This window comes from Streptomyces sp. NPDC058052, assembly GCF_042885515.1.
In the GTDB taxonomy this organism is placed as follows: Bacteria; Actinomycetota; Actinomycetes; order Streptomycetales; family Streptomycetaceae; genus Streptomyces.
In genome coordinates this window covers 96617-109800 of sequence record NZ_JBHVRX010000027.1, presented here as the reverse complement: position 1 = coordinate 109800, position 13184 = coordinate 96617, and the positions used below count along the sequence as shown (strand labels likewise).

The 13184-nt window shown below is 76.7% G+C and carries 11 protein-coding genes; 4 read left to right on the top strand and 7 right to left on the bottom strand.

Annotated elements, in window-relative coordinates:
• On the bottom strand, positions 1 to 1143 hold a 1143-nt coding region (locus tag ACFVU3_RS30220), incomplete at its 3' end, for a D-alanyl-D-alanine carboxypeptidase family protein (RefSeq protein ID WP_390071160.1).
• 456 nt (positions 1144 to 1599) lie between these two features.
• Between ACFVU3_RS30220 and ACFVU3_RS30215 the strand changes: the two genes are divergently transcribed.
• A complete protein-coding gene (locus tag ACFVU3_RS30215) occupies positions 1600 to 2868 on the top strand; it encodes a cytochrome P450 (protein WP_390071158.1) in 1269 nt (422 codons plus the stop codon).
• A gap of 37 nt (positions 2869 to 2905) precedes the next feature.
• Here the strand turns inward: ACFVU3_RS30215 and ACFVU3_RS30210 are convergent, their stop codons facing one another.
• From ACFVU3_RS30210 to ACFVU3_RS30190, 5 genes are all read right to left on the bottom strand, one after another.
• On the bottom strand, positions 2906 to 3169 hold the full coding sequence (locus ACFVU3_RS30210) for a hypothetical protein (RefSeq protein WP_390071156.1): 264 nt from the start codon (positions 3167 to 3169) through the stop codon (positions 2906 to 2908).
• A 62-nt stretch (positions 3170 to 3231) separates the two neighbouring features.
• Positions 3232 to 3708, bottom strand: coding sequence for an NUDIX domain-containing protein (locus ACFVU3_RS30205; protein ID WP_390071155.1), 477 nt, complete (start codon positions 3706 to 3708; stop codon positions 3232 to 3234).
• 46 nt (positions 3709 to 3754) lie between these two features.
• Positions 3755 to 5008: an FAD-dependent oxidoreductase gene (locus ACFVU3_RS30200; protein WP_390071153.1), complete on the bottom strand. Its 1254-nt coding sequence runs from the start codon at positions 5006 to 5008 to the stop codon at positions 3755 to 3757.
• Positions 5005 to 6432, bottom strand: a complete 1428-nt coding sequence (locus tag ACFVU3_RS30195) for an FAD-dependent oxidoreductase (protein WP_390071152.1) — start codon at positions 6430 to 6432, stop codon at positions 5005 to 5007. The genes ACFVU3_RS30200 and ACFVU3_RS30195 overlap by 4 nt, the downstream gene beginning before the upstream one ends.
• The gene (locus ACFVU3_RS30190; RefSeq protein WP_390071150.1) at positions 6423 to 7904 is read right to left on the bottom strand and encodes an FGGY family carbohydrate kinase; all 1482 of its coding nucleotides are present in this window, start codon (positions 7902 to 7904) and stop codon (positions 6423 to 6425) included. Before ACFVU3_RS30190 ends, ACFVU3_RS30195 begins: the two co-directional genes overlap by 10 nt.
• 354 nt (positions 7905 to 8258) lie before the next feature.
• Between ACFVU3_RS30190 and ACFVU3_RS30185 the strand changes: the two genes are divergently transcribed.
• Together ACFVU3_RS30185 and ACFVU3_RS30180 are read left to right on the top strand one after the other, a co-directional pair.
• Positions 8259 to 9242 (top strand): hypothetical protein, encoded by a 984-nt coding sequence (locus ACFVU3_RS30185; protein WP_390071148.1) that lies wholly within the window; start codon positions 8259 to 8261, stop codon positions 9240 to 9242.
• Between the two features lie 60 nt (positions 9243 to 9302).
• Positions 9303 to 10838, top strand: coding sequence for an amino acid permease (locus ACFVU3_RS30180; protein WP_390071147.1), 1536 nt, complete (start codon positions 9303 to 9305; stop codon positions 10836 to 10838).
• 25 nt (positions 10839 to 10863) lie between these two features.
• Here the strand turns inward: ACFVU3_RS30180 and ACFVU3_RS30175 are convergent, their stop codons facing one another.
• Complete coding sequence (locus ACFVU3_RS30175) at positions 10864 to 11658, bottom strand: GntR family transcriptional regulator (protein ID WP_390071145.1); 795 nt, start codon at positions 11656 to 11658, stop codon at positions 10864 to 10866.
• A gap of 181 nt (positions 11659 to 11839) precedes the next feature.
• On the opposite strand from ACFVU3_RS30175, the gene ACFVU3_RS30170 reads away from it, so the two are divergent.
• The gene (locus ACFVU3_RS30170; RefSeq protein WP_390071143.1) at positions 11840 to 13180 is read left to right on the top strand and encodes a DUF2252 domain-containing protein; all 1341 of its coding nucleotides are present in this window, start codon (positions 11840 to 11842) and stop codon (positions 13178 to 13180) included.
• Positions 13181 to 13184: the final 4 nt, after the last annotated feature.

Genomic DNA, 13184 nt, shown 5'->3' with positions numbered 1-13184 from the left:
CTCGCGCTCCGGCCGCTCGCGCTCCGGCCGCTCGCGCTCCGGCGGCTTCGGCGGCAGCAGCGAACCGACGGGCTGGACCTTGCCCGCCGCCTCGAAGCCCCAGTCGAGGAGGGAACGGGCCTCCTCGTAGACGGCGAGCCCGCCGCCCGACTGAGGGTTCATCACCGACACCACGAGGGTGCGCTCGCCCCGGCGGGCGGCGGCGACCAGGGTGTTGCCCGCGTTGCTGGTGTAGCCGTTCTTGATGCCGATGATGCCCGGGTAGCGGCCGATGCCGTCCTCGCCGGTGACCAGCCGGTTGGTGTTGGCGATGCCGTACGACCACGAGCCCGCGGGGAAGTCCGCGTACGCGGTCGAGCAGTAGCGGGTGAACTCGGGGTCGTGGACGCCCGCCCGCCCGAAGACCGCCAGATCGTACGCGGAGGAGACCTGGCCGGGCGCGTCGTACCCGTCCGGGGAGACCACGTGCGTGTCCCGGGCCCCCAGCGACCGGGCCTTCTCCTGCATCTGGCGGGCCATCGACTCCCAGCCGCCGCTCATCGACGCGAGGACGTGCACGGCGTCGTTGCCCGAGCTGAGGAAGACGCCGTTCCACAGGTCGGAGACGCGGTACGTGTACCCCTCCTTCACCCCGACGAGACTGCTTCCCTCGCCGATGCCGGTCAGTTCCTCGTCGGCCACCGTGTGCTGCTCGGACGCCTCGTGGTGCGGCAGCGCCGTCAGCGCGAACAACGCCTTGAGGGTGCTGGCGGGCGGCAGCTTGCGGTGCGCGGAACGGGCGGCGAGCACCTCGCCCGTCCCGGCGTCGGCCACCACCCAGGACAGGGCCGAGAGGGAAGGCACGTCCGGGGCGCCGGCCAGCGGCTGCACCTGCGTGCCGGACCGGTCGAGCCGGGCCGGGTCCACGAACCGCCGCGCGGGAGGGGTCGGTTCGCCGAGGGAGTCCGGTCCGAGGGCAGAGGAGAGGGCGGGAGAGAGGGCGGGAGAGAGGGCGGGAGAGAGAGCGGGAGAGAGGGCGGAGACGGAGGCGGAGGCCGGGGCGCGGGGCGCGATCGCGGCGGCGTCGGCCACGGGGGCGGAGAGCACGAGCAGCATCGCGGCGGAGCCCGCGGCGGCATGGCGAAAAGCTGACGTGACGATCATTCAGCCACCGTAGGAAGGAGGGGGGAAGCCCGCAGAGCGGAGTGCGCCACCCGGCCTAGAGAACGCGACGCCGGGCGGCGCGTCGTGCGCCGGGCGGGTGGTCGTGCGGCCTCCGCCCCCCTGCCGGACGGGTGACCGGGCGGCCCTCGCGCCCCCGCCGGACGGGGTGGTCGCGTGGCCCTCCCCTGCCGGGCGGGTGGAATCGCGGCCCACCCAGCCCCTGCCGGACGGCCGCCCGGCAGCCTCGACCGCCCCCGCCACCCGGTACCCCGGCACCGGCCGGCCGCGGGACCGGTGCGTGCCCCGAGGCAACTGGGCGCGGGGACTTGCGCGTTGACCCGGAACCCGTGCGGACTCCCCCGGGCGGAAGGACGCGATGCGCCCCGGACAGGACCTAGGATGCGGGCGGCCGACCGCAGCCCGGACGGCGGCCTCACACACCGTCAGGAGTGGACCATGGACGCACGCCCCGGACCTGTCGAGGAACGCGCCCCGGAGCCGGAGCCGTACCGGCTGGACCCGGCCGGCGGCTGCCCGCACGCCGCCAACGCACGCCTGCTCGCCCGGAACGCCGTGGCACCCGTGGTGCTGCCCGGCGGCGTCGACGGCATGGTGGTCCTCGGCCACGACGCCCTCCGCGACTTCCTCTCCGACCCCGACGTCGCCAAGGGGCCCCAGCACTTCACCGCGCTCGCCGAGGGCCGCATACCCGAGGGCTGGCCGCTGCGCACCTTCGCCACCGTGCCCGGCATGACCACCGCCGACGGAGCCGACCACCGCCGGCTGCGGACGCTCGTCAGCAGCGCCTTCACCGCCCGCCGCGTCGAGGAGCTGCGCCCGCGCGTCGAGGCCGTGACGGCGGGTCTCCTCGACGGCCTCGCCGGGGCCGCCGCGGCCGACGGCGGGGTGGCCGACCTGCGCCGCCACTACGCGCTGCCGCTGCCGCTCGGCGTCATCTGCGAACTGCTCGGTGTCGACCCCGCCCACCAGGACCGGCTGCACCGCCTGTCCAGCCTCGTCGTCGCCACCGACACCGAACCCGCGCGGGCCGTCGCCGCCAACCGCGAACTCGTCGAGCTGCTGGCGGCCATCGCCGCCGCCAAGGCCGCCGCGCCCGGCGAGGACCTGACGAGCGCCCTGATCGCCGCCCGCGACGAGGGAGGCGACCGGCTCGCCCAGCCGGAGCTGATCGGCACCCTGCTGCTGATGATCATCGCGGGGCACGAGACCACCCTCAACCTCGTCACCAACGCCGTCCGCGCCCTGTGCGCCCACCGCGACCAGCTGGCCCTGATCACCTCGGGCCGGGCGAGCTGGGCGGACGCCGTCGAGGAGACCCTCCGCTGGGACAGCCCCGTCAGCTACTTCCCGTTCCGCTACCCCACCCGGGACCTGACGGTCGACGGCACCCTGATCCCCCGGGGCACCCCCGTCCTCGCCGGCTACTCGGCGGCGGGCCGCGACACGAAGGCGCACGGCCCGGACGCCGACCGCTTCGACCTCGCCCGGGCCGGGGCGCCCAAGCACCTGTCCCTCGGCCACGGCCCCCACTACTGCCTGGGCGCCCCGCTCGCCCGGATGGAGGCGGCCGTCGCCCTCGAAGCGCTCTTCACCCGCTTCCCCGAGCTCGACCTCGCCGTCCCCGAGACCGGCCTGACCCGCCACGCGGGCTTCGTCGGCAACAGCGTGCGCGCTCTGCCCGTCCGGCTCGGCCGCCCCGTCTGAGCCCGCCCCCCTCAGGGCCGGCGCGCCGGCGGCACGGTCAGGCGCGGCGGCCCGTGGGGGCCGCCGCGCCAGGAGGGGAGGCGGGGGAGGCCCGCAGGGTGGAGACGAGGCGCAACAGCCGGTCCTCGTTGCCCGCGAGGCCCGCCGCGCGCAGCGCCTCGTCGGCCTCCGCCATGGGGTGCGTCAGCATCACCCCCGCGTACGGGGCGAGGCGCGGATCCGTCAGCACGGCCTGGGTGGATTCGAGGAGGCGCAGATACGCCTGGGCCGCGGCGCGCTCGGTGGCGGTGATGGTGGTCATGTCGGGCTCCCTCTCGACGGCTTGACGCACCCCACCCTCTCGTACGGGTCTGACAATGCCCCTCAGGCCCGCCCGCGCACCTTTCCGAGCAGTCGTTCCAGGAACACCCGCTGCCCCGCGACGAGCAGGGGACCGGCCTCCTCCGGGGCGAACCAGCCCACCCGGTCCAGCTCCGGGAACTCGGCCCGCGTGCCCGACCGGGGCGGCCACTCCATCGTGAAGGTGCCCGGCACGACGTCCGCCGGGTCGAGGTCGCCCTCCACCGCCCACACGGTGACGGTCTTTCCGCCCGCCTGCCGGACCTCCCCGAGGGAGAGCCACTCTCCGTCCGGTACGGGCAGCCCCAGCTCCTCCCGGAACTCGCGCCGGGCCGCGTCCTCCGGTGCCTCCTCCGCCCCGTACTCGCCCTTCGGCACCGTCCAGGCGGCCTCCTCGCGGCGCGACCAGAACGGCCCGCCCATGTGCCCGATGAGCACCTCGATCCCGCCGTCCCCCGTCCGTCGGAAGACGAGCAGACCCGCACTGCGTGTGACCGGCATGCCGCCAGTCTGACCGCGCCGGGCCCGTCCCGCAGCCGAGGGCGCGTCAGCCGGGAGCGTCACCGGGGTCGTCGGCGCGCACCACCACCGGGCCGCCGTACGGGTCCAGGTCCCGTGTCCACCGGGGCCCGAGCGGCAGCGGCCGCCACGGCAGGAGGGTGGCCTCCGGGCGGTCCCGGTGGAGGATCCGCCCGTCCTGGCCGACGGTCAGGACCGGCCGTACGAGGGGACGCCCGGCGCACAGCAGCAGCGGGCCGGGCCCGGGGCCGAGGAGCCCGGGGTGCGCCCAGCGCAGCGCGCCCGCGGCCTCCACCGGCACGCCCTCCGCCGGCCCCGGGGCGCGGCCGGCGAGCCGGGCCAGGACCGCGCCGGCGACCGTCCGGCCCTCGGCGGCGGCCCGCACCGCGGGATCGCCGCCGCGCAGCAGAGCGCCCGCCGCGAACACGCCGGGCACCCCGGTCCGCAGCGCCGCGTCCACCCGGGGGCCCCCGGTGCCGGCCGCGAGCGGCAGTCCGCCCGCCCGGGCCAGTTCGCGCTCCGGGATCCAGTCGCCGGTGAGGACGAGCGTGTCGCACCGCACCGTCCGCGTCCGCCCGTCCCGGCCCCGCACCGTCACCCCGTCCAGCCGCCCCCGGCCGGCCAGCTCCGTCACCACCGCGCCCGTGAGCACCGGGACGCCGCCGGCGCCGATCGCCGCCCGCGGCTCCTCGCACACCACGGCCGCGACCGCGACCCCCGCGCGCCGCAGCAGCCGGACGGCGTGTCCGGCCACCGGGCCGCCGCCGGCGACCACGGCGCGCCGGCCGACGCGCTCCGGGCGCGCGCCGAAGAGGGCGACCGTCCGCTGGAGCTCACCGGTCGTCAGCACCCCCGGCGCCCGGGTGCCGGGCAGCAGCCGGGCCGGCCGGGCCCGTTCGCGGGCACCCGTGGCCAGGACCACCGCCCGCGCCGCGATCGTCTCCAGGCCGGTCGGCGCGGTCGTCTCCAGCCGGAGCGGGCCCGCCCAGCCGGTGGCCGACACGCCGGTGCGCAGCACGGCACCGGCCCGGAGCGCCGCGCGGACCGCCCGCCGGGCGTACCCGGGGCCGTCCAGGGCGCGTCCCCGCGGGTCCGCGCCGAACCCCGTGCGGGCACAGTGGCGCGGCACGCCGCCCGCCTCCGGCTCCCGCTCCAGGACCTCGACCCGTCCGGCGCCGGCCGCCGCGAGCCGGGCCGCCGCGGCGAGCCCCGCCGGGCCCGCGCCGACGACCAGCACGTCGACCGCGCGGTCCGTCCTCTTCTGCGCCGGCCCTCGGTTCACCGTGCCCCGGCCTCCTTCCCGTACTCCTCGAACAGGGCGCGCAGGGCCGGCCGGCAGTGGCCGCCCTGGCAGCGGCCGGCGCCGGCCCGGGTGCGGCGGCGCAGCCCTTCGAGTCCGGCCGGCGGGACGACCGACGCGAGCGCGGCCCGCACCTCGCCCCGGGTGACGCGCTCGCAGTGGCAGACGACCGTGCCGAAGGCGGGGTCGCGGGCGATCGCCCCGGCGTCCCGGTACGGGCGGGGGAACGCCTCGCCGAGGTTCGGCATCCGCACCGGGGCGAGGGGGCGTTCCGGACCGGGCCGCAGTCCGCACGCGGCGAGCAGGCCGAGGACGTGCTCGGCGAGGGCGAGGGAGGCGGACAGGCCGGTGGAGCGGATCCCGCCGACCGTGACGTACCGCCGCGCCGGGTGCGCCGCGCACCGGTAGTCCTCCCGTCCGGTGGCGGCCCGCAGCCCGGCGTACGCGGCCGTCACCTCCTCCTCCACGAGGGCGGGAACGATCCGGGCGCCACGTTCCCGCAGTCCGGCGAGGCCGTCGGCGGTGGTGCCCGTCGCGGTCCGGTCGTCGAGGTCCTCGGCGGTGGGGCCGAGCAGCACGTTCCCGTACACGGTGGGCGTGATGAGGACGCCCTTGCCGAGCGGGCCCGGGACGGGCAGCAGGATGTGCCGCACCAGCGGGCGGGCGTCCTTGTCGTAGACGAGGAGCTGCCCGCGGCGGGGCGTGACCGTGAAGTCCCGGACGCCGAGCAGGGCGTCGAAGCGGTCCGCGTACAGCCCGCAGGCGTTGACCAGGTACCGGGCGGTGAGCGGCCCGCGCGTGGTGGTCAGCCGGTGGGCCGGACCGGGGGCCGCGGCGACGCCCGTCACCCGGCAGCCGAGCAGCAGGTGGACGCCGGAGCGGACCGCCTGGGTGGCGTAGGCGAGGGTGGTGGTCCAGGGGCAGATCAGCGACTCGCCCGGCACGGCCAGCGCGCCGAGCGCGCCGGGGCCGAGGTGGGGTTCGCGCCGGCGGAGCTCGGCCGCGCCGACGATCCGGGTGGTGTGGTGGCCGTTGCGGGCCGCCTTCGCGGCGAGCCCGGGGAGCGCGGCCCGCTGTTCCTCGTCCCAGGCGACGAGCAGGGCGCCGACCGGTTCGACGGGGATGCCGGCCTCGGCGGCGTATCCGGTGAGGAGCCGGTGGCCCGCGCGGACGAGCCCGGCCTCCAGGGTGCCGGGGGCGGCGTCGAAACCGGTGTGGAGGATCGCGGTGTTGGCCTTGGAGCTGCCCTCGCCGACGTCGTCCGCCGACTCGACCAGCGCGACCCGCAGCCGGTACCGGGCGAGCGCGCGGGCGATCGCGCACCCCACGACGCCGGCCCCCACCACGACCACGTCGTAGGCGGCCCCCGCCCCGCCGGGCAGCGGCCCGCGCCGGCTCACGTGCACGCGGCCCCCTCGGCCGGACGGGTCTCCCCGCCGTCGTCCCGCCGCCCGAGCAGCCGCGCGACCTCCGCCCGGAAGCGGCCCAGCCGCTCCGCAGCCTCGTCCGCCGAGATCGCGGGCTCGTACACGGCCGACGGTTTCCACGGCGGTACGGCGTCCGCCACGGCGAGGTCCGGCTCGTGGCCCAGGCGCGCCATCGCGCCGACGCCGAGCGCCGTCGCGTCCGGCAGCGCGGCCACCTCCACCGGCAGCTGGAGCAGGTCCGCCTGGGTCTGCATGAGGAGCGCCGAGCGGGTCAGCCCGCCGTCGGCGCGCAGCGACTCCAGCGGCGCGCCGCGGTCGGTGGCGGCCGCCCCGGCGAGTTCGACGACCTGCGCGGCGATGCCCTCGACGAGGGCCCGCACCAGATGGCCGCGGCCGGTGTCGAGTCCCAGGCCGGTGAGGGTGCCGCGGGCCTCGCCGCGCCACCAGGGGGCGGCGAGGCCGGCGAGCGCCGGCACGAAGGCGACGCCTCCGCTGTCGGGCACCGAGCCGCCGACGGCGTCGAGGTCCGCGGCGCCCGCGACGACGCCGAGGTCGGTGAGCCAGCGGACGGCGGACGCGACCGTGTACACCTGCCCGTCGAGGCAGTGCTCGGTACGGCCCCGCAGCCGCCAGGCCACGCAGCCGACGAGGCCGGTCGTGGTGCGGCGGGGGAGGGGGCCGGTGCGGGCGAGCAGGAACGCCCCGGTGCCGTAGGTGCACTTGGCGGCGGCGGGGGCGGTGGCGCTCTGCGCGAGGAGCGCGGCCTGCTGGTCCACGACGAGTCCGGTGAGCGGGAGCGGCGGGCCGAACGCCGTGGTGGTGCCGACCGGTTCGTCGCAGTCGGCGATCCGGGGCAGGCGCTCGCCGCCGAGCCCGTACAGGTCGAGGGCGGGCGCGGACCAGGCGACGGCGGCCGGGTCGAGGAGTCCGGTGCGACCCGCGGTGGCCGCGTCGGTGACGTAGGCGCCCGTCAGCCGGTGGACCAGCCAGGCGTCGCTCGTCGTCACCACTCCGGCGCGCGTCGCGTGCCGACGGATCCAGGCCATCTTCGGCGCCGCGAAGTAGGGATCGACCGGCAGCCCGGTCAGGGCCGTCAGCTCCTCCGCGTGGGGCGCGAGTCCGGCGCAGACGCCGGCCGCCCTGCGGTCCTGCCAGACCAGGGCGTCGGTGAGCGGGGCGCCGGTGGCGGGGTCCCAGGCGAGGACCGTCTCCCCCTGGTTGGCGAGGCCCGCGGCGACCACCGGGACGCCCGCCTCGGCGAGCGCCGCGCGGCCCGCGGCGACCACGGAACCGTACAGCTCGCCGGGGTCCACCTCGACCCGTCCGCCCGGCAGGTGGCGGGGCCGGACCGGGGCCGTGCCGCTGCCCAGGACCCCGCGCCGGGGGCACAGGACGAGCGCCTTGGTGCCGGAGGTGCCCTGGTCGACGGCGAGTACCGGACCGCCCGTCATGAACCTGCTCCCGTCCTGGGGTCCGCCGGCGGCGCCCGGCCGGGGCCCGCGGGGCCGCCGCCGGGTGATCGTCCGGTCACGGAAAGGGGTCAGGCTCGCGGGCGGGCGGCGGCCCGTCAAGCCCTCCCCGGCGAGCCTGTCAGGTCGGCGCCTCGAACCTGACGGTAGTTCAAATTCTTCCACTGGCCTGATAGTTGCGGTCACGAAGGTGATCCGGACGATCACCTTCGGTCGCGCCTATAGTGAGCGCCGCTCGCCGACGGACCGCGGGCGCCGTTCGCCGACCGACGCGCCCGACCGAGGACCGATGACCACGCCCACCGCCCGGCCCCCGCAGCCCGGCCCCGCCCGCTGATGCCCGGCCCCGGCTTCCGGCCCGTCTTCCACCCGGCGGGCCACGACCACGCCCTGCGCCACGCGCTCCAGGACCTCCGCACCGGCCGCTGGGGCGAGATGGCGCGGCTCCTCCAGGACACCGCCGACACCGACGACTGGGACGGCTGGACCCGCCGCACCCAGATCCTCGCCACGGTCGCCGCCGGCACCGACGTCGTCCACGCCTGGCGCGCCGAACAGCCCGCGAGCCCCGCCGCCGCCGTGATGCACGGCCGGGTCGCCGTCGAACGGGCCGTCCGCGCCCACCGGTCCGGCCACGCCCACGCCCTCGTCCTCCGCCAGGAGGCGTGGACCGCCTGCCGGGAGGCCGCCGAGCACGCCCCCGCCGACCCCGTGCCCTGGATCGGCCTCCTCGCCCTCGCCGCCCTCGACGCCCGCCGGAACGGCGCCGGGCACCGCGTCCCGCCGCCCGCGCCGACGCTCCCGCCCGGCCCCTGGGGGCTGCTCGCCGAGGCCGAGAAGCGTGACCCGTACAACCGCGAGGCGTACCACCGCATGCTCCAGTTCCTCTACGCGCGCCGTGACGGCCCGCTCTCCGAGGCCGTCAACTACGCGCAGTGGGCGACCTCCACGGCACCCCGCGGCTCCGCCCTGCACGCCCTGCCGCTCTACGTGCGGGTCGAGCGCTACCGGCGCGACCGGGGCCACGAGCACGCCCTCGACCTGCACTGGGTCGCCGAGGACGCGGTGCGGGAGGCCCGGCGGGCGATGGACGCCTGGTTCCTCTTCTGCGCCGTGCCGCAGGCGTCCCAGCTGGACCTCAACCACCTGGCGCACGCGCTCTCCGGGGCGCTGCGCTTCACCGACGCGGCGCGCGTCTTCGAGGCCCTCGGCCCGTACTACACGCCCGTGCCCTGGGCCGACCGCACCCCGCGTCCGGACGACCGCGCCCTCGCCGAGGAGGTCTTCCTGCGGGCCAGGGCCCGCTGCCTCACCGGCTGAGGCCCCCGCCCGGACCGTCATCCGTACCGCTCTCCCGATCCCGTCCCCGGAGGTTCCCCCATGTCCCGCACCGCCCCCCCGGCCGCGTCGCGCAAGCCGCCCGCCGCGTTACCCGACGAGGAGGCCCGGCTGCGCGAGCTGGGCTATCAGCCGGTGCTCGCCCGCCGGATGGGCGGCTTCGGCAACTTCGCCATCAGCTTCTCGGTCATCTCCGTCCTCTCCGGCTGCATGACCCTGTACGGCTTCGGCCTCGGCACCGGCGGTCCCGCCGTCATGCTGTGGGGCTGGGCCGGCGTCGGCCTCTTCGTCCTCTGCGTCGGCCTCGCCCTCGCCGAGGTCACCAGCGCCTACCCCACCTCCGGGGCGCTCTACTACATGGCCGACCGGCTCGGCGGACGCCGCTGGGGCTGGTACACCGGCTGGCTCAACCTGCTCGGCCTCCTCGGCGCCATCGCCGGCATCGACTACGGCGCGGCCCTCTTCACCGGCGCCTTCCTCAACCTCCAGTGGGGCTTCGCCCCCACCCCCGGCTCCACCTTCCTGATCTTCCTGGCGATCCTGCTGCTCCACGCCGTCCTCAACCTCTTCGGCGTCCGCCTCGTCAGCGTGCTCAACTCGATCAGCGTGTGGTGGCACCTGGCCGGTGTCGCCGTGATCGTCGGCGCGCTCGCGATCGTCCCCGACCGCCACCAGTCCGCCGGCTTCGTCTTCACCGAGTTCGTCAACGACACCGGCTGGGCCAACCCGTTCTACGTCGCCGCGATCGGTCTCCTCCTCGCCCAGTACACCTTCTCCGGCTACGACGCCTCCGCCCACCTCTCGGAGGAGACCGCCAACGCCTCGGTCACGGCGGCCAAGGGCATCGTCCGTGCCATCTGGGTCTCCTGGATCGCCGGCTTCGCCCTCCTCGCCGGACTCACCTTCGCCATCCAGGACTACGCGGGCACCGTGGGCAGCGCGACCGGCGTCCCGCCCGCGCAGATCCTGCTCGACGCCCTCGGCACCGGCGGCGCCACCGCGCTGCTGCTCGTCGTCATCGTCGCCCAGCTCTTCTGCGGCAACGCCGAGGTCGCCGCCGCCAGCCGTATGGTCTTCGCCTTCAGCCGCGACAACGCCCTGCCCGCCTCCGCGACCTGGCGGAAGGTCAGCCGCCGCACCCGGACCCCGGTGCCGGCCGTCTGGCTCTCCGTCGGCGCCGCCGCCGTGCTCGCCCTCCCCTCGCTGTACTCGGCGACGGCGTACGGGGCGGTCACCGCGATCAACGTCATCGGCATCACGCCCGCCTACGCCATCCCGATCCTGCTGCGGCTGCGGGCCGGGCGCGACTTCACGCCCGGCCCGTGGAGCCTCGGCCGCTGGAGCCGGCCGATCGGCTGGACCGCGGTCTGCTGGGTCGCGGTGGTGACCGTCCTCTTCTGCCTGCCCCAGAAGAGTCCGGTGACCGTCGACACCATGAACTACGCGGTGATCGCCCTCGCGGCCGTCCTGTTCCTGGCGACCGTCTGGTGGTACGTCGCCCGCCGCTCGTACGGCACGCCTACGCCCTACGGCGGCAGCGCCCGCGAGGAGGCGGAGATCGCGGACGGGCTCGTCTGACGTCCGCGGGCCCGGGGACCGCGGGTCAGAGGCTGTACTCGTACGTCCAGGCCGCCTCCTGGGCCGAGAAGTCGATGTCCGTGACCTCCAGGACGTGCCCGTGCTGGTCGCTCACCACCCGGTGGACGCTCAGCCGGGCCGCGGCGCCGGCCGTGGTCCCCGCGCCGGCCGGCACCCGGACCGACTCCCGGTGGGTGGCCCGCAGCCCCGCCTGGTGCATCCAGTGGTAGAGGAGCCGCAGGTCGGGCTGGTTGACGCAGGGCCGGGCCCGCCGGTAGCGGGCCAGCTGCGGGATCTCGTCCAGCGCGGGCCGGGAGAACCAGGACACCGCCCGCTGGAGCTCCCGGCCGTGCGGGGCCAGCACCCGGTGGCGGTGGACCAGCGTCGGCTCGCCCGGCGCCAGGTGCAGCCGCGGGGCCAGCGCCACCGGCGGCGGCTCCCAGCCGAGCGAGGCACGCACCAGCGCCTCCGCCGCGCGGGACCCGCCCGGGAAGACCGGCCGCGCGACGGGCGGTGCGGGCGGCGGCCCGGGCGGCGGACCCGCGTCCCGCCCCGGCCCGTCGGCGGCGAAGGTGCCGCGCCGGTCGGTCACCACCAGCCGCTCCTCGCGCAGCAGTTGGAGCGCGCTGCGGACGGTCTGCCGGTTCACGTGGTAGCGCTGTGCCAGGGAACGTTCCGAGGGGAGCCGGCCGCCGGGGGCCGGCGCGCGCCGGACGAGATCGTCCCGGAGGGCGGCGGCGACCCGCAGATAGCGCGGGACCTCGCCCTCGGGTGGTTCGGAATCGGGCCCGGCCTCGGGTACGGCATCGGGTACGGCCATGATCAACCCCTTTTCGCTCAGCGTGACCGCATGGGCCGTATGGGTGATCAATTCCTATCATTGGTCTAAACCATTCCGCTAGGGCGACCGTGCAGAGTGGCCGAAACCCGCGTCGCACCCTGTAATGGGGACCAGGCGACAGGACCGGCCGATGCCGGTGGTGGAAGAGGGGTGAGGCCGGATGACGACGCCCTCGGAGCGCGCCCGGCGCGGCCGTACGACCCGCAAGCGGGTCCCTCGCTCCTCGCACGGCCGCTGGATACCGAGCTCCCAGCGCCCCGACCCGCTGACCGTCCTGGAGCGCCAGGCCGCCGACCGGCTGCCCGACCTCGTCCCCGTGCGGTACGGACGGATGGCCGCCTCCCCCTTCGCGTTCCTGCGCGGCGCCGCCGCCGTCATGGCCGCCGACCTGGCCGCGACCCGCAACACCGGACTCACCGTCCAGCTCTGCGGCGACGCCCATCTGCTCAACTTCGGCGTCTACGCCTCACCCGAACGGGCGCTCCTCTTCGACGTGAACGACTTCGACGAGACGCTGCCGGGCCCCTTCGAGTGGGACGTCAAGCGGCTGGCCGCCAGCATCACCGTCGCCGCCCTCCAGAACGGCAGCCCCCGCCCCAAGGCCCACCGCGCCGCGCTCGCCGCCGCCGAGTCGTACCGCACCACCATGCGCCGCCTCGCCGGCCTGGGGGAGCTCACCGTCTGGTACGAGCGCATCGACGCCGACGACCTCGCGGCCCTCGTCCGTCCCCGCGAACGCGAGCGGGTGGCCCGCGGCCTCGCCAAGGCCCGTCGCCGCACCAGCCTCCAGGCCCTCGACAAGCTCACCCTCCGCGACGGCGGCGGAGGCCGCCGCATCGCCGAGGACCCGCCGCTCCTGGAACGCGTCCCCGACCTGGACCGGGCCACCCTCGGCAAGATCTTCGGCGACTACCGCGCCTCGCTCTCCGAGGAGCGACGCCTCCTCCTCGACCGCTACCGCTTCCGCGACGCCGCCCGCAAGGTCGTCGGCGTCGGCAGCGTCGGCACCCGCTGCTTCGTCGTCCTCCTGGAGGGCCGCGACGACGGCGACCCGCTGATCCTCCAGATCAAGGAGGCCGGCCGCTCGGTCCTGGAGGCGTACCTGCCCCCCACCGCCTATCCCCACCAGGGCGAACGCGTCGTCCGCGGCCAGCGCCTCACCCAGGCGGCCAGCGACATCTTCCTCGGCTGGATGACCGGCCCCGAACAGCGCCACTTCTACTGGCGCCAGCTGCGCGACATGAAGGGCTCGGCCGAGGTCGAGTCGATGACCTCCTCCATGCTGCGGGAGTACGCCCGGCTGTGCGGCCGGGCCCTGGCCCGGGCCCACGCCCGCTCCGGCGACCGCATCGCCATCGCCGCGTACCTGGGCTCCTCCGACGTCTTCGACCGCGCGGTCGCCGACTTCTCCCTCGCCTACGCCGGCCAGAACGCCGACGACTACGCGAGCCTCGGCGCCGGCATCGCCGCCGGCATGGTCACGGCGGCCCCGGGCGTCTGAGCCC